The sequence below is a fragment of the Bacillus cereus G9842 genome, assembly GCF_000021305.1.
Classification (GTDB): Bacteria; Bacillota; Bacilli; order Bacillales; family Bacillaceae_G; genus Bacillus_A; species Bacillus_A thuringiensis_S.
In genome coordinates this window covers 4,890,903-4,914,457 of record NC_011772.1, presented here as the reverse complement: position 1 = coordinate 4,914,457, position 23,555 = coordinate 4,890,903, and the positions used below count along the sequence as shown (strand labels likewise).

Sequence of the window (23,555 nt, the reverse complement as noted above, 5' to 3'; positions counted from 1 at the left end):
TTTTTACTGTAAAAAAATTGTACTTGCGTCCACTTTCTGTTTTGGTTACTATAGTCGTAGTAACCAAAACAGAAAGTGTGGGGAAAGACTTGAATTTTCGTGTTTATATTTTAGCTATCGCGGCTTTCGTAGTCGGAACGGTTGAGCTAATTATAGGAGGAACGCTCGATTTAGTTGCCAATGATTTAGGAGTATCTATTAGCGCAGCTGGTCAGCTTATAACAATATTTTCGGTAGTATTTGCTTTGTCAGGTCCAGTTTTATTAGCTTTGACAGGGAAGTTTGAAAGAAAAACATTGTATGTTGGAGCATTATCGATTTTCTTAATCGGAAATATTATTTCGGCATTTAGTGTGAATTACGGAATGCTAATGTTCTCAAGGGTTATTTGTGCGGCGAGTGGTTCATTAATTATTGCACTATCGGTAACACTTGCTTCTAGTGTAGTAGAACCGCATTTTCGTGCGCGTGCAATTGGAATCATTTTTATGGGAATTAGTGGATCACTTGTACTTGGAGTACCGCTCGGTCTTGTACTCGGAAATGCATACGGATGGCGTGCGCCATTTGTATTGATTTCAGTATTAACAGTTATGGCAATTGCTTGTATTTCATTGTTCTTAACGAAAGTACCACCGACATCGGTATTATCAATAAAAGAACAACTTGCTACTTTAAAAGATAAAAAAATTGTAAGTGCACAGTTAACATCATTTTTGTTTTTAACGGGGCATTTAACATTGTATGCATATTTAACACCGTTTTTAAAAGATGTTATGCATGTTGAAGCAAATTGGATTAGTGTGTTTTACTTCATTTTCGGAATCGCAGCAGTAATCGGCGGTGGATTCGGTGGATGGCTTGCTGATAAATGGGGATCGAAGAAAAGTATTATCTCGATTATTATCGTATTTGCATGTGCAATCTTCATGTTGCCATTAATGACATTCTCATTCCCACTCTTCATCATTATGATGGGACTTTGGAGTATGCTGAGCTGGGCGATTTCACCAGCACAGCAAAATTATTTAATTGACATTGCACCGGAATCAGCTGGTATCCAGCAAGGTTTAAATAACTCTGCGCTTCATTTAGGAATTGCACTCGGTTCAACAGTAGGCGGAGTTGTTATTGAAAAATCATCTGTTATATATAACGCTTGGGTAGGCGGTGGCTTTATTATATTAGCACTGCTTTGCGCGATTTTCTCGATTACGAGAGGACGCTCTACTCAGTTTGCGAAAGAAGAATCTATCGTTTGATAGGTTCTTTTTTTATTTGTAAAAAATTGCAGGTTTTAGTAGAGAAATGGAGAAAGGGTGTATAGCGAGGTGAGGTATATGTATACGAATTTTTCAATTATTGGTCTTCTAATTTCGATACTTCCGTTGTTTCTTATTATTCTTGCACTTAGATGGGTTCGTTTCATCTATAAAAATTCAGAGAAACAGGTAGAGCAAAATGAGAAAATCATTGAGCTGTTGATGGAGATAAAGGAACAAAACGAAAAGGAGTCTAAGTGAAAAACTAGACTCCTGTTTATTATTTAATTAGTATCTTAACTTCATCAACAAACTCTTAATTTCCTCATCTTCCATAAAGAGATCATGGTGTTTTTGAGTAATCTTTGCAAGTGCAACGTCGTGATAGAAAAATTCTGTAAAGAACTTTACGAAAGGTTGTGACATTGTTTTCATCGCTTGCCATGACTCTTGTTCTACGCCAGCAAATAAAATTTCACGATCGTCAACGATGAGTAGCAAGTAGCGCTCTAATGCATTAGGCTCTTCAGCTGGGATTAGAAAATGCATGTTTTCTAAGTCTGTTTCTACTTCTCCAACAATAAGGGATTCAATTTGAACACCTTGTTTTGCTTTTTGTTCTAGTAAAGGAAGATATTCTAAAAGAGTATCATTCCAAGCTGAAATACGGATTGATTCTTTTGCACTTTCAATGAGTTCTTTACTTTGAACTCGAATAGAAGATTGCATCTTTAAGCTCCAAACACGGTCATCTGTAAATGATTTTTTTGATATATTTGTTTCCAGTTCCTTAATATTTGATTGAAATTCTGTCGTTAATTTTTCAATTGCTAGCTTTAGTGGTAATGCTGTATACAATTTTTTCTTTTCTGAAACAGAATCCATTACCATTCCTTTATCGATTAGGCGTGCTAGTACTTCATATATTTTTGCTTTTGGAACACCTGAATGCTTCACAATTGTTGTAGCATCTAATGGTTCATTGCTTGATACGACAACTTCATAAGCTTGGCTTTCATATTGTGAGAAACCGAATTTTTGTAACATAGTTCCCTCCGAACGAATGAGATTATATTTTAAGGATAATGAACTATTTGTTTTTGCACAAGTGGTAGTCCGTTTTCTAATTGTATTAAGGTGAGAATTAATTTCAATTTTTTAATTTTATCTATTATACTTAATATAATGATTAATGATATTTCAATTTAATGCGAAGGGGATGCTGGGGGGAAGATGTTAAGAAGTTTACGTTTAAAAATTGCGGTAGTGTTTTCAGTACTTATTTCTATGATGTTCGTAATATTGGGTACAGCTGTGTATCAATTACAGAAAGAAAAGGAAGTGCGTTCCTTAGACGAGTATTCTCAAAATGCGATGGATCTTGTGACAGAGCAACTTACGACATTTGTTCAAAGAACGGATGAAGATATGGGGTATTACGCGAACAGTGAGATGATTCGTAATATACTTCAAGGTGGGGTTACTCCAGAAGAGGAAGCGTTTTTAACGAAAGAGTTTGCGGAGTATAAAAAGAATCATCCTGGTATTTTAGATTTATATATTGGTACGAAAGATAAAAAAACATTAAGTGCCAATCTTGCTGAAGGTGGGCAAGTGCCAGAAGGATATGATCCAACGACAAGACCATGGTATAAAGATTCAGAGGCTGATGTAAAAAAGGTCCATTGGGGACAACCTTCTTATGAAATTGCAACAGGAAAGTTAAGTGTAGGTGTTTCTAAAGCAATTACAGCTCAAGATGGATCTGTATTAGGCGTTGTTGCGATGGATGTATCGCTTGGGACGATTCAGAAGTTGCTTCACAATATTCAATATAATAATGACGGAGAAATGTTTATTATAAATGATAAAAATATGGCTCTTGTTTATCCAGAAAAGATAGGGAAAGATGTTTCTAAAGAGCCACTTATAAAGAGCTTAAATAAAGAGGTAACAAAATATGCGGTCACTACAATAAAAGGTGAAGATGTAGTTGTTTATAGTCAATCATTTGATACGATGAAATGGACGATAGGAATCTTTTATCCGAAAGAAACGATCGATGGGCTATTAAATAGTACGAGAAATACAGTCATTATGATGGCGTGTATTAGTTTATTAGTTGGAATCGTAGCTTCCTACTTGTTCTCAAGAAGATTAGCAAGACCACTGCAATTATTAAAGAATCACGTTCAAAAAGTAGCAGAAGGGGATTTAACGCTGCGAATGAAGGTGACAAGTAAAGATGAAGTTGGAGAGTTGACGAAGCACTTTAATGATATGGTTGAACAAATGAATGAAATGGTAAGTAAAATTAAAAACAGCGTATCAACAGTGCAACAATCAACGAATAGTTTACATTATTTAACGAACGAAACAGTAGCGGCTAGTAGAGAAGTTTCCGGAGCAATGGATGATGTGAGCGGGGGAGCTTCTACTCTTGCGAATAGTGTGGATGAAGTTTCAGCTCAGCTCGAGAATATGGCAGAGTCAGTGGAACAAATGAATAGCTCCGTTGGTGAAATAAAAGGAGTGACTGGCAAAGCGGAAGAGGCATCTAAGCAAGGATTAAATACAATGAGGAACTTAGTCCGTACGAGGGGACAATCATCTTCGATTGTTGTTCATACAGAAGAAGCATCGGATAAGTTAGAACAAAGAGTTGGATCGATTCAAAATGTTGTTGAGCTTATAAAAGGTATTTCGGATCAAACAAATTTACTTGCTTTAAATGCCTCGATTGAAGCTGCCCGTGCAGGTGAGCAAGGTAAGGGATTTGCGGTTGTTGCTGAAGAGGTTCGGAAATTAGCGGAACAATCAAAAGAGGCAACAGGAGAAATCACAACGATGATTGGTGATGTGCAATTAGAAGTAAAAAGGGTTGTAGAAGTTGTAAGTAAATTGAAAGACATTGCAGATGTGCAAAATAAAGTGACGACAGAGGCAGAAATGGAGTTCCGCACAATTATGTCAGTTGTAAATACGATTAGTACTTCAGTTGAAAAAATTGTAGAAGAGGTACATAACATAGGTTACGAGCAAGGAGAAATTACAGCGGTAATGCATACAATTGCTGGTACGAGTCAAGAAAGTGCAGCTGTTTCTGAAGAGGTACATGCTGCAACTGAATCACAGGTTAATCATCTAGAAAAGGTAGCCCACACGATGGAAAGTTTGACAGAGCATATGAAAGATTTAGAAAGATTAGTTGAGCAGTTTAAAGTGGAAGAGTAACATATTAGTAAAATGATGAGGATTTCGGTAAAATAGACAATGGATATATAAGAAGCGATTATAGGAGGAAGACTACTATGGCAATTGTTGACGTATCGATTATTCCGGTAGGAACAGGTAATCCAAGTGTTAGTGAATATGTAGCAGAAGTACAAAAGGTGCTAGAGAAAAATGCGGATCGCGTGAAGTATCAATTAACACCGATGAATACAATTATTGAAGGAGATCTTCCTGTCATTCTAGAAGTAATTCAACAAATGCATGAAGTTCCATATACGAAAGGTGCACAGCGTGTTGCAACAACGATTCGTATTGATGATCGTCGTGATAAAGTAAGCACAATGGAGAAAAAATTAAACTCTGTCCGATCAAAATTATAAGAAAAAGCAGCGATCTTCGCTGCTTTTTTCATATAGGAGGTAAATAAAATGAGTGAAAAGTTTAACGAGCAGTTTGACGGTTTACTAGAGAAATACACTGAGCTGTTACTTGGCGAGAGTAATGAAGAGCGAAAAGAACAGGTAAAGAAGTGGGCACTTTATTCTTACATAGCGAAGACGATGCCAGCTTTAGTGAAGCATTGGAATGAAACTTATCCAGATGCGAAAGAAGAGATGGTACAGTTAATTACGGATATTAAAAGGCTGAATGAGGAGAAGCGAAATGAGAATTAAAAAACTTAGGTGATGCTACTTTAAGTTTTTCTTATTAATATCCTTATATAATTTACATGGAATATTAAGGGTTTTATAGGCATGTCGAATATTTTCGGTATGCCTATTTTTGCCCTAGTAAACCCGTTTTTTCTAAATGTCGAAAAATATTCCCTTCATATTTGCATGCGAGAATATAGGTTTTTAAATGTTTTTATAGTATTTTATAAATTATCTAAATAATTATTTGTATCCAATAATTTTAAACAGTGATATAATTTTGAAGAGGGGTAAAAAACAGATAAATTACAGTCATAGGGGTGAATTACATGGAACAATTAATGCGAAATTCGTTTCTTTTCTTATCTAAAAATAAAGCGCTAACAAAACTGGCTAAAAAGTACGGTTTACGCTTTGGTGCAGGTCGCTTCGTCGCAGGGGAGACGATTGAATTAGCGACAGCTGCCATTCAGGCATTAAATAAGCAAGGTCTTTGTGTAACAATCGATTATTTAGGTGAATTCGTTGATAATGAAGCGGAAGCAAATGAAATGGCTAACCAATCGATTGAAGCGATCCGTGCAATTGGAAGAGAAGGTCTTGATTCGCAGCTTTCTTTAAAGATGACTTCTATGGGATTAGATATCTCTGATGAAATCGTAATGAACAATATGCGCCGTATTTTAGAAGCTGCAAAAGAAAATGGTGTGTTCGTTACCATTGATATGGAAGACTATACACGCTGTGGTAAAACAATTGATATCTTTAAACAATTAAAATCTGAATACGATAATATTGGTACTGTTATTCAAGCTTACCTATATCGTACAGAAAAAGATATTGAAGATTTAAATGCTTATAATCCTAATTTACGTCTTGTAAAAGGTGCTTATAAAGAACCTGAAGAAGTGGCGTTCCCGGATAAGAAAGATGTAGATGACAATTATAAAAAAATTATTAAAATGCACTTATTAAATGGAAATTATACTGCAATTGCTTCACATGATGAAGCGATTATTGAATATACAAAAAAACTTGCTGAAGAACACAACATTCCAAGGGATCAATTTGAATTCCAAATGTTATATGGTATTCGTAATGAGCGTCAACTTGAGCTAGTAAAAGAAGGTTACAAAATGCGTGTTTACGTACCTTATGGAAACGACTGGTATGGCTACTTCATGCGTCGTCTAGCAGAGCGTCCAGCAAACGTTGCGTTCGTATTAAAAGGTATGGTTAAAAAATAACCAAGGAGAAAATACTCCTTGGTTATTTTAATTGCTGAAATGCATAATGTGCCATTTTCTTCGTATCAGGATATAGTTGCGCGCGAGTAGAAGATAATACGACGTTAATGACGCGTTTACCGTCTTTTTCATCGACTGTTACGACTGTATATTTGCCAAGTGCCGATAGACCACTTTTACTTCCAATCGCATATGGATCGTCATATAGTTCTTCTCGTCCATAGTTTGCGATGTTTGGAGAGCGTTCTGAAGTATGTAGAGTTGTACGTGTTGAATTCATATATTCTAAAACAACTGGATACTTTAATGCTTCTTTCGTAATAATAGCAATGTCATATGGTGATACTTTATTCCCAATTGCATCAGCACCACTTGCATTCTTGAAAGTCGCATGCTTTGTACCAAGTTCCTTCGCTCTAGCATTCATCATCTTCACAAATTCATTTTTTGATCCTGCGATATGTTCTGCAATTGATTCAGCTATTGGATCTGCACTAATGATAAGCATAAGTTTTAATGCCTCATCACGCTTTAATTTTTCCCCAGCACGAAGTTTAATTTTCTTACTTTGACTTTCTGTTTTAATTGCGTTTTCTGTAACTGTAATTTCTTCATCTTCTTTTACATTCTCTAGTAAAAGAAGGGTTGTCATCATTTTGGCTATACTAGCCGGATAAGAACGTTCGTCTTCGCGTTTCCCATACAAAATTTCACCTGTGTCTGCATCGATTGTAACGCCATATTGCCCAGTAATCTTAGGTTGATCAGCTCTTACAGCTTGTTGCCTCTGTGCATAAGAGAAGAAAATCATCCCTGTAAATAGTGTAGCAATCATTACAATCATAACTATTGTTCGTTTCATCATCGTTCCCTCTTTTGTTTTCCATATGTACAAATAAATTGGGCAGAAAAAGCAGCCATTAATCATTATGCCACGTTCTCTGCCCAAAAATATAGCGTTATTTTTCGCCCATATTATGCTTCTTATATTGTTGATTATTACCTTGGCGTCCTTTTTCAACACCGTGATTATGCGGACCTGCATTTCCAGTTACACTAGCTGCACTAATTCCAGCCTTAGAAGGGTTCTTCTTAAGTTTTGCCATATATATTCCTCCAGTTTCGTCAGATTATAAAAAGGAAAAGTGCATTTAAACAAAGAAAATACACATGTATAGCATAGCCAAATGAAAGAAAAATATTTATTTCAGAAAATTTTATCAATAAATATATTGCGAAAATTTAAACAGTATCATATATTTATTAGTAGAGGCTCACTCATTGATTGCGACTTATGTCGAAAAATTGAATGAGCATTCATTCAAGAATAGGGGGAGAATTGGATGTTCCAAATTAAAAAGGCTGCTGTTCTAGGTTCAGGCGTAATGGGTTCAGGGATTGCGGCACACTTAGCTAATATTGGTATTCCGACATTATTGCTTGATATTGTACCACCTGCGCTAACAAAAGAAGAGGAAGCGAAGGGACTTACATTAGAACATAAAAGTGTGAGAAATCGTTTTAGTAATACGGCTGTGCAAAAATTATTAAAGCAAAAACCAGCTCCTCTGACAGTGAAAGGAAATTTAGCACTGATTGAAGCAGGTAACTTAGAAGATGATCTTGAGCGTCTAGCTGATGTAGATTGGATTATTGAAGTAGTAGTTGAAAACTTAGATATTAAAAAGAAATTATTTGAAAAAGTAGACGCTGTTCGTAAACCGGGTTCTATTGTAAGCTCGAATACGTCAGGCATCTCAGTTGAAAAAATGGCAGAAGGTCGTTCAGACGACTTCCAGAAACACTTCTTAGGCACACACTTTTTTAACCCACCACGATATTTAAAACTTCTAGAGGTAATACCGACGAAAGAAACAGATCCACAAGTATTAAGCTTCATGAAACTATTTGGCGAAGACGTTCTTGGAAAAGGCGTTGTTATCGCAAAAGACACACCAAACTTTATTGGAAACCGCATCGGTACGTACGGTTTATTAGTAACTCTTCAAGAGATGATAAAACGCGGCTATAGCATTGGGGAAGTTGATTCTGTAACAGGCCCACTTATTGGTCGTCCGAAGAGCGCGACGTTCCGTACATTAGATGTTGTCGGTTTAGATACATTCGTACACGTTGCAAATAACGTATATGAAAACGTACAAGAAGAAGAGCGTGATGTATTTAAAGTACCAGCTTTCATGCATGACATGCTTGAGAAAAAATGGCTTGGAAGTAAAACGGGTCAAGGCTTCTTCTTAAAACAAGGAAAAGAAATTTTAGAATTAAATCCTGAAACGATGGAATACGAAGCGCGTAAAAAATTAAAAGCTGCATCCGTAGAGTTAAGTAAACAAGAAAAAGGATTAGCGAATAAATTGAAAGCGCTTGTATACGCGAAAGACCGTGCAGGAGAGTTGTTATGGAACATCATTACACCAACTCTTTTATACTCTGCAAAACTTCATAAAGAGATTGCTGACGATATCGTTGCAATTGACCAAGCGATGAAGTGGGGCTTCGGCTGGGAGCAAGGGCCATTTGAAGTGTGGGATGCAATTGGTGTTGAAAAATCTGTTCAAAAGATGGAAGAAAACGGCGTAGTTGTTCCTACTTGGGTGAAAGAAATGTTAGAGAAAGGTTTCACTACTTTCTACAAACATGATAACGGAGATAGCTACTATTACGATAATGGCGAATATAAGCGAATCGAACGTAATAAAAAGGCAATTTCTCTTAAGCAATTAAAAGCGAAAAATGGCGTATTAAAGAAAAATAGCGGAGCGAGCTTAATTGATTTAGGTGACGGTATCCTTTGCTTAGAATTCCATTCGAAGAGCAATGCAATTGGTATGGATATTACGCAAATGATTAACTACGCTGTTGATGAAGTAGAAAAGAATTATAAAGGTCTTGTTATCGGTAACCAATCGAAGAACTTCTGCGTTGGTGCGAACCTAGCAATGATCTTAATGGAAGCACAAGACGACAATTACTTTGAAATTGAGTTGGTTGTGAAAAACTTCCAAGATGCAATGACGAAAATTAAGTACTCTTCTAAGCCAGTTGTAGCAGCACCATATGGTATGACGCTTGGCGGAGGTACAGAAGTTTGCTTACCAGCAGCTAGCATTCAAGCTTCTAGTGAAACGTATATGGGCTTAGTAGAAGTTGGTGTTGGTTTAATTCCTGGCGGAGGCGGTAATAAAGAGCTATACATTAAACACTTAAATAAAATGCCAAACGGTGTAGAGTTTGACCTGCAAAAAGTTGCGAATAAAGTGTTCGAATCTGTAGCGATGGCGAAAGTTTCTACATCAGCACAAGAAGCTGTATCGAACAACTTCTTAGGCGATAAAGACGGTATTAGTGTGAATGGTGATCACTTACTATATGATGCGAAACAAAAAGCACTTGCTTTATATGAAGCTGGCTATAAAGCGCCGATTCGTAAAAAGATACCAGTTGTTGGTGAAACAGGATATGCAACTCTTGTACTTGGTGCAGAAGCAATGCATTTATCAGGTTACATTTCTGAACATGATCTTCACATTGCGAAGAAACTTGCATATGTCATCGCGGGCGGAAAAGTGCCGTACGGAACAGAAGTTGATGAGCAGTATTTATTAGATGTAGAACGTGAAGCATTTATTAGCTTAGTAAGTGAGATGAAATCACAAGCAAGAATGCAGCACATGCTTGTAAAAGGAAAGCCATTACGTAACTAATAACGAGGGGAGATATCGTTCATGAGAGAAGCTGTCATTGTTGCGGGAGCAAGAACACCAATTGGAAAAGCAAAGAGGGGTTCATTAAAAACAGTTCGTCCTGACGATCTAGGGGCATTAGTAGTAAAGGAAACATTAAAGCGTGCGAATTATGAAGGACCAATCGATGATTTAATTTTCGGTTGTGCGATGCCAGAAGCAGAGCAAGGTTTAAATATGGCTCGTAATATCGGCGGATTAGCAGGACTTTCTTACGATGTTCCAGCTATTACGATTAACCGCTACTGTTCTTCAGGTTTACAAAGTATCGCTTACGGAGCAGAGCGTATTATGCTTGGTCACTCTGAAGCTGTATTATCAGGCGGGGCAGAATCAATGAGTTTAGTTCCAATGATGGGACACGTTGTTCGTCCGAATAGTCGCCTTGTAGAAGCAGCTCCAGAATATTATATGGGTATGGGACATACAGCAGAGCAAGTTGCTGTGAAATATGGAATTTCTCGTGAAGAGCAAGATGCATTTGCAGTAAGAAGTCATCAACGCGCTGCGAAAGCATTAGCGGCAGGTAACTTCGCTGATGAAACAGTATCTGTAGATGTGACGTTACGTACTGTTGGATCAAACAATAAACTGCAAGAAGAAACAATCATTTTCGCACAAGACGAAGGTGTGAGAGCAGAAACGTCGCTAGACATTTTAGGTAAATTACGTCCAGCATTTAACGTTCGCGGTTCTGTAACAGCTGGTAACTCTTCACAAATGAGTGACGGTGCAGCATCTGTACTATTAATGGATCGTGAAAAAGCAGTGAGCGATGGCATGAAGCCGCTTGCGAAATTCCGTTCATTTGCAGTAGCTGGCGTACCACCAGAAGTAATGGGAATCGGCCCAATCGCTGCAATTCCAAAAGCGTTAAAACTAGCTGGCTTAGAGCTATCTGATATTGGCTTATTCGAACTAAACGAAGCATTTGCTTCTCAATCGATCCAAGTTATTCGTGAACTTGGTTTAGATGAAGAAAAAGTAAACGTAAACGGTGGTGCAATCGCACTTGGACATCCACTTGGCTGTACAGGAGCAAAACTAACACTATCTCTTATTCACGAAATGAAACGCCGCAACGAACAATTCGGTATCGTAACAATGTGTATTGGCGGCGGAATGGGAGCAGCGGGAGTGTTTGAATTACTATAAAAAAAGTGGAAGCGGTTCGCTCAGAACGAGACGACGCTAAAGCAAAGAATGGAAGCAACCAAGGTTTATAAAAAATAAAATTGAGAGCCAGCTTCTTTCAAAAAGAGAGAAGCGGCTCATGAAAATATGAAGGAGGAAATTTTCATGGAAAAAACAGTAGGAAATGCGGTTAAAGGCGGTAGCTTTTTAGTTGATGAGATTACGATTGATCAAGTGTTTACGCCAGAAGATTTTTCATCTGAGCATAAAATGATTGCAAAAACGACAGAGGACTTTATCGTAAATGAAGTTCTTCCAGAGCTTGAATATTTAGAACAACATGAGTTTGATCGTTCTGTTCGTCTTTTAAAAGAAGCTGGGGAGCTTGGTTTATTAGGCGCTGACGTACCAGAAGAGTACGGCGGAATTGGTCTTGATAAAGTAAGCTCAGCGTTAATCGCAGAGAAATTCTCTCGCGCTGGCGGCTTTGCAATTACTCACGGTGCTCACGTAGGTATCGGATCGTTACCAATCGTATTATTCGGTAACGAAGAGCAAAAGAAAAAGTATTTACCATTACTTGCAACTGGTGAGAAATTAGCTGCATACGCATTAACAGAGCCAGGTTCAGGATCTGACGCATTAGGTGCAAAAACAACTGCACGTTTAAATGCAGAAGGTACACATTATGTATTAAATGGTGAAAAACAATGGATTACAAACTCTGCATTCGCTGACGTATTTATCGTGTATGCAAAAATTGATGGAGAGCACTTCTCAGCATTTATCGTAGAGAAAGAATATGCTGGCGTATCTACAAGCCCAGAAGAAAAGAAAATGGGTATTAAATGTTCTTCAACTCGTACGTTAATTTTAGAAGATGCATTAGTACCGAAAGAAAACTTACTTGGTGAAATCGGTAAAGGTCATATTATCGCTTTCAACATTTTAAATATCGGCCGTTATAAATTAGGTGTTGGTACAGTTGGATCTGCGAAACGTGCAGTAGAAATTTCAGCACAATATGCAAACCAACGTCAACAGTTCAAGCAACCAATCGCTCGCTTCCCATTAATTCAAGAGAAACTTGCGAATATGGCAGCAAAAACATATGCAGCTGAAAGCTCTGTATATCGTACAGTAGGTTTATTCGAAAGCCGCATGAGCACATTATCTGAAGAAGAAGTAAAAGACGGTAAAGCAGTAGCAGCTTCTATCGCTGAATATGCAATCGAGTGCTCTTTAAACAAAGTATTCGGTTCTGAAGTATTAGACTATACAGTAGATGAAGGTGTTCAAATTCACGGTGGTTACGGGTTTATGGCAGAGTACGAGATTGAAAGAATGTACCGTGATTCTCGTATTAACCGTATTTTCGAAGGAACGAACGAAATTAATCGCCTAATCGTACCAGGTACGTTCTTACGTAAAGCGATGAAAGGTGAATTACCACTTCTTCAAAAAGCACAAAAATTACAAGAAGAGTTAATGATGATGATGCCAGAAGAAGTAGGCGATGAGCCATTAGCACTTCAAAAATATTTAGTAACTAACGCGAAGAAAATCGGCTTAATGGTAGCTGGATTAGCTGCTCAAAAATACGGTAAAGCATTAGATAAAGAGCAAGAAATTCTTGTGAATATCGCTGACATTGTAAGCAATCTATACGCAATGGAATCAGCTGTTCTTCGTACAGAAAAAGCAATCAAAACAACTGGTCTTGAAAAGAATAAACAAAAAGTGTTATACACTGAAGTATTCTGCCAAGAAGCATTTAACGAAATCGAAGCAGATGCGAAAGAAACACTTATCGCAGTTGAAAACGGCGACATGCTGCGCATGATGTTATCATCATTACGTAAATTAACTCGCCACACACCACTTAACGTAATTCCGAAGAAACGTGAAATCGCTGCGAAAATTTTAGAAGATGAGCGTTATACAGTTTAATAGATGAAAGAGAACCAGTAGCCGATTGGCTACTGGTTTTTTATTGCTGAATTCTTGAATAAAGCTGTTTTACATATGTATGTGTAAACAGCTCTTTTTTATGGAGGTAAAGAAGATGAAGGTAATAAGTGTAGGAACAGTTCATCAAATCGCATTTTTACCGCGTCTATTTCCAATTAACTGTTACTTCGTTGAAGAAGAGACAGGATTAACTTTAATTGATGCGGCTTTACCGTTTTGTGCAAAGAAGATTTTACAATCAGCTCGGAAAATAGGAAAACCGATTACGAATATCGTTATTACACATGCGCATGATGACCATGTAGGAGCGCTTGATGTTATAAAACAAGTGCTGCCGGATGTTCCGGTCTATATTTCAAAAAGAGATGCATGTTTACTTGAAGGAGATAAGGTACTGCAAGAGGGAGAACGAAATACACCAATAAAAGTGGGAGTGTCAAAACAGATAAATACGATTCCAGATATTCTTCTTCAAGAGGGAGATAAAGTTGGTTCTCTTGTAGCGATTGGAGCTCCAGGTCATACACCGGGATCAATGGCGTTTTTAGACACAAGAAATGATGCACTCATTGTTGGAGATGCATTTCAAACGAGAGGAGGATTAGCGGTAGCAGGACAGTTGAAGTGGCTTTTCCCGTTTCCTATGTTTGGTACGTGGGATGCAGAAGTTTCATTAGCAAGCGCGCAGAAATTGCTGGAGTATAAGCCGTCTTTATTGGCGACAGGACATGGGAAAATGATTGAAAATCCGTTAATACAAATGCAACGGGCGATTGAAGAAGCGGAAAGGAATTTAAGTAGAAAGAGCCTCTAATCGTTTAGAGGCTCTTTTTAGTTAAATGATTATTTAGCAGACTTTTTAATGAATACGATTTGAAAAAAACAGAATACTAAAGAAGAATGAAAGAAGAAAGGTAGGAGTATTCCATGCAAAATTTAACAGAGCTTGAAGTAGAAAACTTACGTCATTTAATTGGTGGACACGCAACAATTATTAACAAGTTGGAGCAGTATGCACAGACGTGTACAGATCCACAACTGAAACAAATGCTACAAAAAGATGCGCAAGATGCAAGAAATACGAAACAGCAATTAATGACTTTCCTAGGATAGGAGGAAGAGAAAGATGAATGAAAAAGATATGGTAAATGATTATTTAGCAGGATTAAATGCAAGTTTAACAAGTTATGCAAATTATATTTCTCAGTCTGATAATGAACAGTTACATCAAACGTTAATCCAAATTCGTAATCAAGATGAAATGCGTCAACGTAATATGTATGAGTACGCAAAGCAAAAGAGTTATTATAAACCAGCAGCACCTGCGAATCCGATGATTGTGCAGCAATTGAAAAGTCAGTTAAGTGCAGAATAATAGGATGAAAAAACGAGCGAAAATGAATTCGCTCGTTTTATTTTTTGTATGTCAATAAATACATAATAAATATTTTTCCAGTTGTAACAAATATGAAGAAAATGGAATATAACAATTCACAAAAAGGACAAAAACTTTGTTCAATATTTCACAAAGTATCCATGGTTTCTATCGTGGGAACCTCTATAATTAAGAATGTAAAGAACAAAAGAAATAGATTATATGATCAATTAGGAGAGATTGCTATGAAAAGACATACAAGAAAAATTGCAATTATCGGTACTGGATTAGTTGGATCAAGTTGTGCGTATTCCATTGTAAATCAAGGGATTTGCGAAGAGCTATTATTAATTGATATAAATCATGAACGTGCAGTTGGGGAAGCAATGGATTTATCACATTGCATTAACTTTACAAATACAAGAACAAAAGTATATGCAGGAAGCTATGAAGACTGCAAAGATATGGACATTGTCATTATTACAGCAGGACCAGCACCAAAACCAGGGCAAAGTCGCTTAGATACTTTAGGAGCGAGTGCGAAGATTATGGAAAGTGTTGTTGGTGGCGTAATGGAAAGTGGATTTGATGGTATTTTCTTACTTGCATCGAACCCAGTTGATATTATTACATATGAAGTTTGGAAATTATCTGGATTACCTAGAAATCGCGTAATCGGTACTGGTACATCACTAGATTCTTCTCGCTTAAGAACAATTTTATCTGAAATGCTACATGTAGACCCTCGTAGTATTCATGGGTATTCATTAGGAGAACATGGTGATTCTCAAATGGTTGCTTGGTCTCACGTAACTGTTGGTGGAAAGCCAATTCTGCAAATTTTAGAAGAACAAAAAGAACGATTTGGTGAAATAGATTTAGATGAAATCGTTGAGAAGACTGCAAAAGCCGGATGGGAAATTTATAAACGTAAAGGAACTACTTATTACGGAATCGGAAATTCTCTAGCATATATTGCAAGCTCAATCTTTAATGATGATCACCGTGTCATTGCTGTATCAGCCATTTTAGATGGTGAGTATGGTGAATATGATATTTGTACAGGAGTACCAGCTATTATTACTAGAGACGGTATAAGAGAAGTTGTAGAACTCAATTTAACAGAGGATGAAGAATCTCGATTCGCAAAATCAAACGATATTTTACGTGATTATATGAAAACAATTGGTTACTAACTTATAGAAGAAGGTGAAACAAATGAAGGAATATATAATGTCTCGTGTATTTAAAGCATCTGCTGGAATCGCACAAGGTATTTTCGTATCCCTCGGAATTGGTTTACTGATCGAAAATATAGGAAGAATTGTTGATATACCATTACTTATTACAATCGGAGTTGTTGCAAAATCACTTATGGCACCAGCAATTGGTGCCGGAATTGCTTTTATGCTCGGTGCAAATGGCCTTGTAATCTTCTCGGCTATGGTGGCTGGAGCAATTGGTGCCGGATCCATTTCAATTACTGAAGCAGGTCTAATTATTAAAACAGGTGAGCCAATCGGTGCTTTATTAACAGCAACTTTAGCTGTATATATTGGTAAACGTTTAAGCGGAAAAACTGCGTTAGATATGATGCTCGTTCCATTTGCGGCAATATTAGGTTCTGGTTTAGTAGGTATTTGGTTATCTCATAATATTACTCCTGTTTTAAATACAGTTGGAGCATTTATTAAAGATAGCTCAGCTGGTAGCCCGTTTATCGCTTCTATCGTCATTGCAGTAGTTTGGGGATTATTACTTATCTCTCCAGCTTCATCAGCTGCGTTAGCGATCGCACTTAGCTTAGACGGTGTTGCAGGTGGTGCTGCTCTTGCAGGCTGCGTTGCTCAGTTTATCGGATTCTCTGTTATCTCAGCGAAAGAAAACAATTTAGGTGGCATATTAGCTCAAGCACTTTGTACTCCGAAAGTACAGTTACCAAATATCACTAAAAATCCAATGATTCTCGTCCCAACTGTCGTCGCCAGTGCTATAGTTGGTCCAGTATCCGCATTAATTTTCCAACTGGAAGCAGGAAAGGAAATTGCAGGTCTTGGATTAAGTTCTCTTATCGCACCAATTAATTTAATTTCTAGCGAAGGATGGGAAGTTGTCCCAGCGATGGTAATCACTTATATCATCATTCCAGTAGCTGTTTCTTATATACTTTACATTGCTCTTAAAAAAGCAGGTCGTATTCACTCTGGTGATATGACTGTACCGCAATCTTAAATTGAAAATCTCCTTAATAATAGATAAAAGCAGACTGAGCCACAGTCTGCTTTTTTATGTTACATTTTATGATTTTGTTTTACTGGAACTTTTATTGGTTCTTTTGCTAATAAGAGCTGAACGCCGAAGTATAGTATGCTTGCAAGTGTCATTCCAGAAACGGCATCTAAAAAGGCATGCTGCTTCGTAAATAGCGTTGATAAAATAATAAGTGTACCGAAGAAAGTAAGGATGTAATATTCAAAAGCATGTTGTTCTCTACGCTTAAAGGCAGCTAACATAATTACAAATGTAGTAAGAACGTGAATGCTAGGGAAACAGTTTACCGGTTGATCGATACTATAAATATAGCGAACTAGTTCAGAAAATACATCTGTTCCAACGACAGTCGGACGCGGTACAGTTGTTTGCCAAAAATAATAAATAGAAAAACAAGCAAGCTTTCCAAAAATAACACTACTTAAAGTGACATAATATTGCTTTCGGTCAGCGAAGCAGTAATAAATAAGTGCGCCGTATAAGTATGGAAACCAAAGTAAATAAGGAATAATAAATGCTTTTACAAATGGAATCCAATCATCTACTACAGTTGTAACGTCTACTGCGTGAACAGTCGATTTATTTAATACGTCGTAAAGGGGACTTACGAGTACGAGTAGAAGTATATAACTTAACGGAAGAAAAGATGAAAGTTTAAATTTCTTCATGTTGATCTCCTATGTTTAGTAATGTAAGTAAATTCAATTGATTATAATATAGAAACGTGAATTGGGCTATCGATTTTACTTACATTTTCTTGAATTAACCTTACGTTTTTGTCACTTGACTAAAAAGAAGGGGGAGGGTGCTAAATGAAGCGTTTATCGTATTTCTTATTTTTTATATTGATATGCCTAGTCGGTGCTGGGTGTGCAAAGGATAAAGAAGGAGAGAAATTAGAATATAACGGAAGAGCACTCGTAATTGGAGTTGTTGGAGAAAAGCCGAAAGATACGTTTAGGAATGTAAAGTTTGAGGAAATGAAGTTAGAGGCACTGGAAAAGAAATCTAAGGAAGTGGATGGTTTTCTAATAATGAAAGATCACTTTCAAGAAGCCTCAACAGAGCAGTATAAAAATGTATTTTCATCGCTAAAGAAACCAGTATTTTTTATCGGTTTACAAGATAAATTATATTCAATTTTTATTACAAAAGGGATAGAGTATAACAGTGCACGAAAAGATGTAAATGCGATGTATACGCAAGGTTTTGCGAATATCGGAAGTGGTGAAGGGCAACAATGGGCAATTGGTTTATCAAATGGTGGAAACACAGAAGAAAGTATTCATAATATGTATATCGTAGTATTTCAAACAATTGCAGATTATTTGAATAGATGATGAAGGAGCCTGCAAAAGAGGCTTCTTATTTTTTTAAATAAACGTTTGTTTAAGCTGTATGTTCGGTAGGAAGAAACCGATGTAACTTAAGGGTTAAGAAAGAAAAATGGAGAATTAATCAAACGTTTGTTTAAGCTGTATGTTCGGTAGAAAGAAACTCATGTAGTTCAAAGGTTAACGAAGAAAAATGGAGAATTAATCAAACGCTTGTTTAAGATATATGTTTGGTGCAGAATCTAAAAAATTTATATATTTATTTTTTTCTTAACAAATGGCGGAAAAATAAGAAAAATTCGCAGGATTATTAAAAATTATCACGAAATAAGTAAAAGTTTAGCGAATAATGGTTTGAAATAATAAAACGTTTTCTATATGATAAAGGTAAAGGTTAGTAAAAAAGTAGGTGAATTTATGACAGTAACATTTTATTCATATCCAAAGTGTGGCACATGTCAAAAGGCAAAGAAATGGTTTGAGGCAAACGATGTAGCATATGAGATGATTCATATTGTTGAAAATCCACCATCAAAAGAAGATTTACGTAATTTACATGAAAAAAGTGAATTACCATTAAAAAAATTCTTTAATACAAGTGGAATGCGTTACCGTGAACTTGGTCTGAAAGATAAGTTGAAAGATGCAAGCGAAGACGAAATGTATGAGCTTTTAGCATCTGATGGCATGTTGATTAAACGTCCAATTGTAACAGATGGAACGAATGTAACACTTGGTTTTAACGAAGAGCAGTTTGAAAGTGTGTGGAAAAAGTACCAATAAGGTATTTTTACATAATTAATACATTCACTGGAGGTACAGTCATGAGCATTCCAAATAATTTACGTTACTCTGAAGAACACGAATGGGTAAAAACTGAAGGTAATGAAGTTGTTATCGGTATCACTCACTTTGCACAAGGTGAGCTAGGCGATATCGTATTCGTTGAACTTCCTGAAGTAGGTGCAACAATCGAAGCTGACGAGCCATTCGGAAGCGTAGAATCTGTTAAAACAGTTTCTGAGTTATACGCACCTGTAAGCGGTAAAGTTGTAGCAGTAAACGAAGAATTAAGTGACCAACCAGAACTTGTTAACGAATCTCCATACGAGGGTGCATGGATGGTTAAAGTTGAACTTTCTGATGCAAGCCAAGTTGAGAAGTTATTAACTGCAGAAAAATATGCAGAAATGACAAACCAAGACTAATTATAGTCGACTAAAGGACAGCCTTTGTGCTGTCCTTTTTTATTTTATGTAAAATAATGAATGTAGAATCATATACTAATTATCGTGTAGGAGAACGTTTTTTGAAAAAAATTTTCGTTTAATCTTTATGCAGGTTTAGCCGTTTTTGTTTTTCGTTGTCTAGCTCCAGCGACTAGATTGTTCGGTGGCTTCGCTTCTTCCTACAAGGCAAAAAGCGCCTCTACGTCAGAAGCTCCATCCCCCTCACAATCTAAACGAGCCGCTTCCGCTTTTCATTGTCCATCTCCAGCGACTAGATTGTTCGGTGGCTTCGCTTCTTCCTACAAGGCAAAAAGCGCCTCTACGTCAGAAGCTCCATCCCCCTCACAATCTAAACGAGCCGCTTCCGCTTTTCATTGTCCATCTCCAGCGACTAGATTGTTCGGTGGCTTCGCTTCTTCCTACAAGGCAAAAAGCGCCTCTACGTCAGAAGCTCCATCCCCCTCACAATCTAAACGAGCCGCTTCCGCTTTTCATTGTCCATCTCCAGCGGCTAGATTGTTCGGTGGCTTCGCTTCTTCCTACAAGGCAAAAAGCGCCTTTACGTCAGAAGCTCCATCCCCCCTCACAATCTGAACGAGCCGCTTGCGCTTTTCATTGTCTAGCTCCACCTCCTAGCCCTTCATGTCTAAGAACCTTCCGCACGAGAAGACAAAAAGCGTCTTCTGTACGGAAGAACCTTAGCCAACAGGGCTAAACAGTCGGTTTCGCTTTTCTTTTGCAAAAATAAACAGGAAACAACATGAAAATAACGAATATACTATATACTAAGTTCAAGGTTATATAGTATATGGTGATCGGGTGATGACATATGATTTATGTAGAAAAAGTCATTATTGTAGAAGGTACATCAGATAGAAGAAAGATTGAATCTATTATTCGTGAACCGGTGGAAATTGTTTGTACAAATGGTACAATTGGTTTATCGAAAATGGATGAGCTCGTTGATCAGTTTTTTGATAAGGAAGTGTATGTGCTAGTAGATGCTGATGATGCTGGAGAAAAGTTAAGGAAACAATTTCGAAAAGAATTTCCGCAAGCCGAGCATATCTATATTGATCGCTCGTACCGAGAAGTGGCAACTGCGCCATCTACACACTTAGCAAATGTATTATGGGGAGCCGACATTGACGTTTATACAGAATATTTACGGTAAGGAATGATAGAAGTGATTGATTGGACAGGAGCCGAAGCTACATCCCTAATAGAGAACGAAGAAAAAACAGTGTTATATGTATATACTCCAATGTGTGGAACATGCCAATTAGCAAAAAAGATGTTAACAGTCGTTGAGATGACAATTGAAGAGTTGAAAATTGGGATGTTAGATTTAAATTATGCTCCACATTTAGCAAAAGAGTATGGGATTGAAAGTGTACCTTGTTTACTTGTTTTTGAAAATGGGACACTGATGAAGAAGATATACGCATTTCATTCGGTTGAATATTTATATACGGAATTAAAGTAGGCGGCAAAATTTTTGCCGCCTCGACATATTTCTTGGGAAATATGTCGAGATGCAGGATGGATACAGTATTTGTCGAGCGAAAATAACAGGATTGCTCTTTAGTGAGAGGGAATGGTATGTAATAGAAAGTGATATGAAGGATGTGATTTAGGGTGAGATTATATTCTTTGCTTCAATCATTTGTAAATTACGCTAATGGTCAATATCATTTAGAGCCGCTTTTAAGACAAGAGGAAAAAACTGTTAATTTCCGTTTGGGAGATGAAAGTTGTTCGTTACAAATTTCAAGAGATTATATAGAGCTGGTACATGAGGAAAGAGGAACGGAACAAATCATTTGCTTAGACGAAAAGGATATAGAACAATTGGTTAATGGAAATGTACGATTGCAAATGTTAATGAACGATGGACGTGTACAATATTCGGGAACGTATCGAACGATGCTATTAGTCGAATCGATGTTTCATATATGTAAACCGATGTCAGTAGGTGCTTAAAATTCTGAAGGTTCATTTTTTGCGAAAATTTCTGTTGACATGGTGTTTGGATATTGATACAATTCAATTCATAAAATATAGACAATTTCATAAATTACAAATCAGACGAAAATTGAATCTGATTTCTCTTATCAAGAGAGGTGGAGGGACTGTGCCCTGTGAAGCCCGGCAACCGTCAACTTATGTTGAAATGGTGCCAATTCCTGCAAAGCAAATGCTTTGAGAGATGAGAGAGAGGGATAATGTTGTTATATACGCACATAAACCTTTCTGCTTCTCTAAAGCAGAAAGGTTTTTTTATTGTTTGAATGTGGAGGACATTCAAACAATAAAAGTAGTGATAACGGTGGACTACACGCATTAAACATAAAAAATTGCGGAGTCGACCTAAACAAAAAAAAGGGGTGATACATCATGATTCTATTAGAGAATGTAAAGAAAATATATAAAGCAAAAAGCGGTGATGTCACTGCTGTAGATAACGCCAATTTAAAAATAGAAAAAGGCGAAATATTTGGTGTTATCGGATATAGCGGCGCTGGGAAAAGTTCTTTAATCAGATTGTTTAATCAGTTAGAAAAACCGACTTCTGGCCAAATTACAATTGCGGATCGTGTTATATCAACAATTACAGGAAGTGAACTTCGTAAGGCAAGGCAAGAAATCGGAATGATTTTTCAACACTTCAACTTACTTTGGTCACGAACTGTACGTGAAAATATTGAGTTTCCACTTGAAATTGCAGGTGTTGATAAAACGAAGAGAAGAAAACGTGTTGATGAATTAATTCATCTTGTCGGATTAGAAGGAAGAGGAGACGCGTACCCATCTCAGCTGAGCGGGGGACAAAAACAACGCGTTGGGATTGCAAGAGCATTAGCTAACAACCCACAAGTACTTTTATGTGATGAAGCAACGTCGGCTCTTGATCCAGAAACGACAGATCAAATTTTGGATTTACTATTAGACATCAATAAGCGCCTTGGTTTAACAATTGTACTCATTACACATGAGATGCACGTAATTCGAAAGATTTGTAATCGAGTGGCGGTAATGGAGAGAGGAAAGATTGTAGAAACGGGTCCAGTACTTGATGTATTCCGTAATCCGAAGCAAGATATTACGAAACGATTTGTACAGCAGTTAACAGATTCTGAAGATACAAATGAAACGATTGAAAGTTTAATTGAAAAATATCCAGATGGAAAAGTAATTCGTTTGCAGTTTATTGGTGAGGCTGTAGAAAGACCAGTGCTTCAACGATTGATGCAACGCAGTGATATAGAAGTTAGCATTTTGCAAGGAAATATCGCACAAACGAATAACGGTTCTTACGGTAGTTTAGTTGTTCATTTAAATGGTGAGGAAACAGCGATCCAGCAAGCAATAGAAGGAATTCATCAAGATCAAGTAGAGCTGGAGGTGATTGCACATGGATAAGTTACTCGCAAATGTTGATTGGAATCAAATGTTAGAAGCAACGGGTGAAACGTTATATATGACGGCAATCGCAGCTCTTGCGACATTTGTTTTAGGACTAATTTTAGGATTGTTACTCTTCATGACAGCGAAAGATAATTTATGGGAAAACAAATCAATTAATACGGTGATTGGAGCATTCGTAAATATATTCCGTTCTATACCGTTCATCATTTTAATTATTTTATTAATCCCATTCACAAAGATTCTTCTTGGAACAATTCTTGGAGCAAGTGCAGCGCTGCCGGCTTTAATTATTGGAGCGGCACCATTCTACGCGAGAATGGTTGAAATCGCACTTCGCGAAATTGATAAAGGTGTAATTGAAGCTTCAAAAGCAATGGGAGCAAAAACAAGCACAATTATTTTGAAAGTGTTAATTCCAGAATCGTTACCAGCATTAGTATCTGGTATTACGGTTACGACAATTGCTTTAGTAGGATATACAGCAATGGCGGGAGTTGTTGGTGCTGGTGGCCTTGGAACACTTGCTTACTTAGAAGGATTCCAAAGAGGAAATAACGATGTAACAATCGTTGCGACAATTTGTGTATTACTAGTTGTATTTTTAATTCAGTGGATTGGTGATAGTTTAACGACTCGAATAGATAAACGATAA

26 protein-coding genes and 1 riboswitch are annotated in these 23,555 nt (G+C 37.1%); of the genes, 22 read left to right on the top strand and 4 right to left on the bottom strand.

The window, feature by feature from the left end:
- Positions 1 to 77: 77 nt before the first annotated feature.
- Both BCG9842_RS24975 and BCG9842_RS24970 read left to right on the top strand, forming a co-directional pair.
- Positions 78 to 1,262, top strand: a complete 1,185-nt coding sequence (locus BCG9842_RS24975; protein ID WP_003280661.1) for an MFS transporter — start codon at positions 78 to 80, stop codon at positions 1,260 to 1,262.
- A 78-nt stretch (positions 1,263 to 1,340) separates the two neighbouring features.
- Complete coding sequence (locus tag BCG9842_RS24970; RefSeq protein ID WP_000288469.1) at positions 1,341 to 1,523, top strand: hypothetical protein; 183 nt, start codon at positions 1,341 to 1,343, stop codon at positions 1,521 to 1,523.
- A 27-nt stretch (positions 1,524 to 1,550) separates the two neighbouring features.
- On the opposite strand, the gene BCG9842_RS24965 is transcribed toward BCG9842_RS24970, so the two are convergent.
- Positions 1,551 to 2,309 (bottom strand): TrmB family transcriptional regulator, encoded by a 759-nt coding sequence (locus BCG9842_RS24965; protein ID WP_000939479.1) that lies wholly within the window; start codon positions 2,307 to 2,309, stop codon positions 1,551 to 1,553.
- A gap of 186 nt (positions 2,310 to 2,495) precedes the next feature.
- On the opposite strand from BCG9842_RS24965, the gene BCG9842_RS24960 reads away from it, so the two are divergent.
- The 4 genes from BCG9842_RS24960 (at position 2,496) to BCG9842_RS24945 (ending at position 6,396) form a co-directional block, all read left to right on the top strand.
- Positions 2,496 to 4,496, top strand: a complete 2,001-nt coding sequence (locus BCG9842_RS24960) for a methyl-accepting chemotaxis protein (protein WP_000946358.1) — start codon at positions 2,496 to 2,498, stop codon at positions 4,494 to 4,496.
- 77 nt (positions 4,497 to 4,573) lie between these two features.
- On the top strand, positions 4,574 to 4,876 hold the full coding sequence (locus BCG9842_RS24955; RefSeq protein WP_001018860.1) for an MTH1187 family thiamine-binding protein: 303 nt from the start codon (positions 4,574 to 4,576) through the stop codon (positions 4,874 to 4,876).
- A gap of 48 nt (positions 4,877 to 4,924) precedes the next feature.
- A complete protein-coding gene (locus BCG9842_RS24950; protein ID WP_001290589.1) occupies positions 4,925 to 5,170 on the top strand; it encodes a YusU family protein in 246 nt (81 codons plus the stop codon).
- A gap of 308 nt (positions 5,171 to 5,478) precedes the next feature.
- The gene (locus BCG9842_RS24945; protein WP_000436780.1) at positions 5,479 to 6,396 is read left to right on the top strand and encodes a proline dehydrogenase family protein; all 918 of its coding nucleotides are present in this window, start codon (positions 5,479 to 5,481) and stop codon (positions 6,394 to 6,396) included.
- Positions 6,397 to 6,418: 22 nt separating this feature from the next.
- Here BCG9842_RS24945 and BCG9842_RS24940 read toward each other — a convergent pair whose 3' ends face one another.
- Together BCG9842_RS24940 and BCG9842_RS24935 are read right to left on the bottom strand one after the other, a co-directional pair.
- Complete coding sequence (locus tag BCG9842_RS24940) at positions 6,419 to 7,258, bottom strand: D-alanyl-D-alanine carboxypeptidase family protein (protein ID WP_000831456.1); 840 nt, start codon at positions 7,256 to 7,258, stop codon at positions 6,419 to 6,421.
- Between the two features lie 97 nt (positions 7,259 to 7,355).
- Positions 7,356 to 7,502, bottom strand: a complete 147-nt coding sequence (locus BCG9842_RS24935) for a YuzL family protein (protein WP_001096344.1) — start codon at positions 7,500 to 7,502, stop codon at positions 7,356 to 7,358.
- A 237-nt stretch (positions 7,503 to 7,739) separates the two neighbouring features.
- Here BCG9842_RS24935 and BCG9842_RS24930 point away from each other — a divergent pair, with 237 nt between their 5' ends.
- The 8 genes from BCG9842_RS24930 to BCG9842_RS24895 all read left to right on the top strand — a co-directional run bounded on the left by BCG9842_RS24930 (position 7,740) and on the right by BCG9842_RS24895 (position 16,872).
- Complete coding sequence (locus BCG9842_RS24930; RefSeq protein ID WP_000486371.1) at positions 7,740 to 10,121, top strand: 3-hydroxyacyl-CoA dehydrogenase/enoyl-CoA hydratase family protein; 2,382 nt, start codon at positions 7,740 to 7,742, stop codon at positions 10,119 to 10,121.
- A gap of 21 nt (positions 10,122 to 10,142) precedes the next feature.
- Positions 10,143 to 11,315: an acetyl-CoA C-acetyltransferase gene (locus tag BCG9842_RS24925; RefSeq protein ID WP_001206339.1), complete on the top strand. Its 1,173-nt coding sequence runs from the start codon at positions 10,143 to 10,145 to the stop codon at positions 11,313 to 11,315.
- Between the two features lie 144 nt (positions 11,316 to 11,459).
- On the top strand, positions 11,460 to 13,244 hold the full coding sequence (locus BCG9842_RS24920; RefSeq protein ID WP_000416287.1) for an acyl-CoA dehydrogenase family protein: 1,785 nt from the start codon (positions 11,460 to 11,462) through the stop codon (positions 13,242 to 13,244).
- Positions 13,245 to 13,359: 115 nt separating this feature from the next.
- Positions 13,360 to 14,079, top strand: a complete 720-nt coding sequence (locus BCG9842_RS24915) for an MBL fold metallo-hydrolase (RefSeq protein WP_000864824.1) — start codon at positions 13,360 to 13,362, stop codon at positions 14,077 to 14,079.
- Between the two features lie 113 nt (positions 14,080 to 14,192).
- A complete protein-coding gene (locus tag BCG9842_RS24910; protein WP_001180555.1) occupies positions 14,193 to 14,378 on the top strand; it encodes a hypothetical protein in 186 nt (61 codons plus the stop codon).
- 13 nt (positions 14,379 to 14,391) lie between these two features.
- The gene (locus BCG9842_RS24905) at positions 14,392 to 14,640 is read left to right on the top strand and encodes a spore coat protein (RefSeq protein ID WP_001002992.1); all 249 of its coding nucleotides are present in this window, start codon (positions 14,392 to 14,394) and stop codon (positions 14,638 to 14,640) included.
- A gap of 245 nt (positions 14,641 to 14,885) precedes the next feature.
- A complete protein-coding gene (locus BCG9842_RS24900) occupies positions 14,886 to 15,836 on the top strand; it encodes an L-lactate dehydrogenase (protein WP_000820650.1) in 951 nt (316 codons plus the stop codon).
- 22 nt (positions 15,837 to 15,858) lie between these two features.
- Entirely contained in the window at positions 15,859 to 16,872 is a 1,014-nt protein-coding gene (locus BCG9842_RS24895; RefSeq protein ID WP_000666176.1) for a PTS transporter subunit IIC, read from the top strand.
- A 59-nt stretch (positions 16,873 to 16,931) separates the two neighbouring features.
- Here the strand turns inward: BCG9842_RS24895 and BCG9842_RS24890 are convergent, their stop codons facing one another.
- Complete coding sequence (locus BCG9842_RS24890) at positions 16,932 to 17,579, bottom strand: phosphatase PAP2 family protein (protein WP_000713769.1); 648 nt, start codon at positions 17,577 to 17,579, stop codon at positions 16,932 to 16,934.
- 144 nt (positions 17,580 to 17,723) lie between these two features.
- Between BCG9842_RS24890 and BCG9842_RS24885 the strand changes: the two genes are divergently transcribed.
- From BCG9842_RS24885 to BCG9842_RS24845, 8 genes are all read left to right on the top strand, one after another.
- Complete coding sequence (locus BCG9842_RS24885; protein WP_000826875.1) at positions 17,724 to 18,251, top strand: hypothetical protein; 528 nt, start codon at positions 17,724 to 17,726, stop codon at positions 18,249 to 18,251.
- Positions 18,252 to 18,662: 411 nt separating this feature from the next.
- Positions 18,663 to 19,028: an arsenate reductase family protein gene (locus BCG9842_RS24880; protein ID WP_000218968.1), complete on the top strand. Its 366-nt coding sequence runs from the start codon at positions 18,663 to 18,665 to the stop codon at positions 19,026 to 19,028.
- Between the two features lie 41 nt (positions 19,029 to 19,069).
- The gene (gcvH, locus tag BCG9842_RS24875) at positions 19,070 to 19,453 is read left to right on the top strand and encodes a glycine cleavage system protein GcvH (protein WP_000026896.1); all 384 of its coding nucleotides are present in this window, start codon (positions 19,070 to 19,072) and stop codon (positions 19,451 to 19,453) included.
- An 850-nt stretch (positions 19,454 to 20,303) separates the two neighbouring features.
- Complete coding sequence (locus tag BCG9842_RS24870; protein WP_000640870.1) at positions 20,304 to 20,648, top strand: toprim domain-containing protein; 345 nt, start codon at positions 20,304 to 20,306, stop codon at positions 20,646 to 20,648.
- A 3-nt stretch (positions 20,649 to 20,651) separates the two neighbouring features.
- Positions 20,652 to 20,960, top strand: coding sequence for a thioredoxin family protein (locus BCG9842_RS24865; protein WP_003280640.1), 309 nt, complete (start codon positions 20,652 to 20,654; stop codon positions 20,958 to 20,960).
- 152 nt (positions 20,961 to 21,112) lie between these two features.
- Positions 21,113 to 21,457 carry a hypothetical protein gene (locus tag BCG9842_RS24860; RefSeq protein WP_001242141.1) on the top strand — a complete coding sequence of 115 codons (345 nt, stop codon included), beginning with the start codon at positions 21,113 to 21,115 and terminating at the stop codon, positions 21,455 to 21,457.
- 125 nt (positions 21,458 to 21,582) lie between these two features.
- Positions 21,583 to 21,690: riboswitch (SAM riboswitch) on the top strand.
- Between the two features lie 181 nt (positions 21,691 to 21,871).
- Complete coding sequence (locus tag BCG9842_RS24850) at positions 21,872 to 22,897, top strand: methionine ABC transporter ATP-binding protein (protein WP_000601771.1); 1,026 nt, start codon at positions 21,872 to 21,874, stop codon at positions 22,895 to 22,897.
- Positions 22,890 to 23,555, top strand: a complete 666-nt coding sequence (locus BCG9842_RS24845; protein WP_000359401.1) for a methionine ABC transporter permease — start codon at positions 22,890 to 22,892, stop codon at positions 23,553 to 23,555. The genes BCG9842_RS24850 and BCG9842_RS24845 overlap by 8 nt, the downstream gene beginning before the upstream one ends.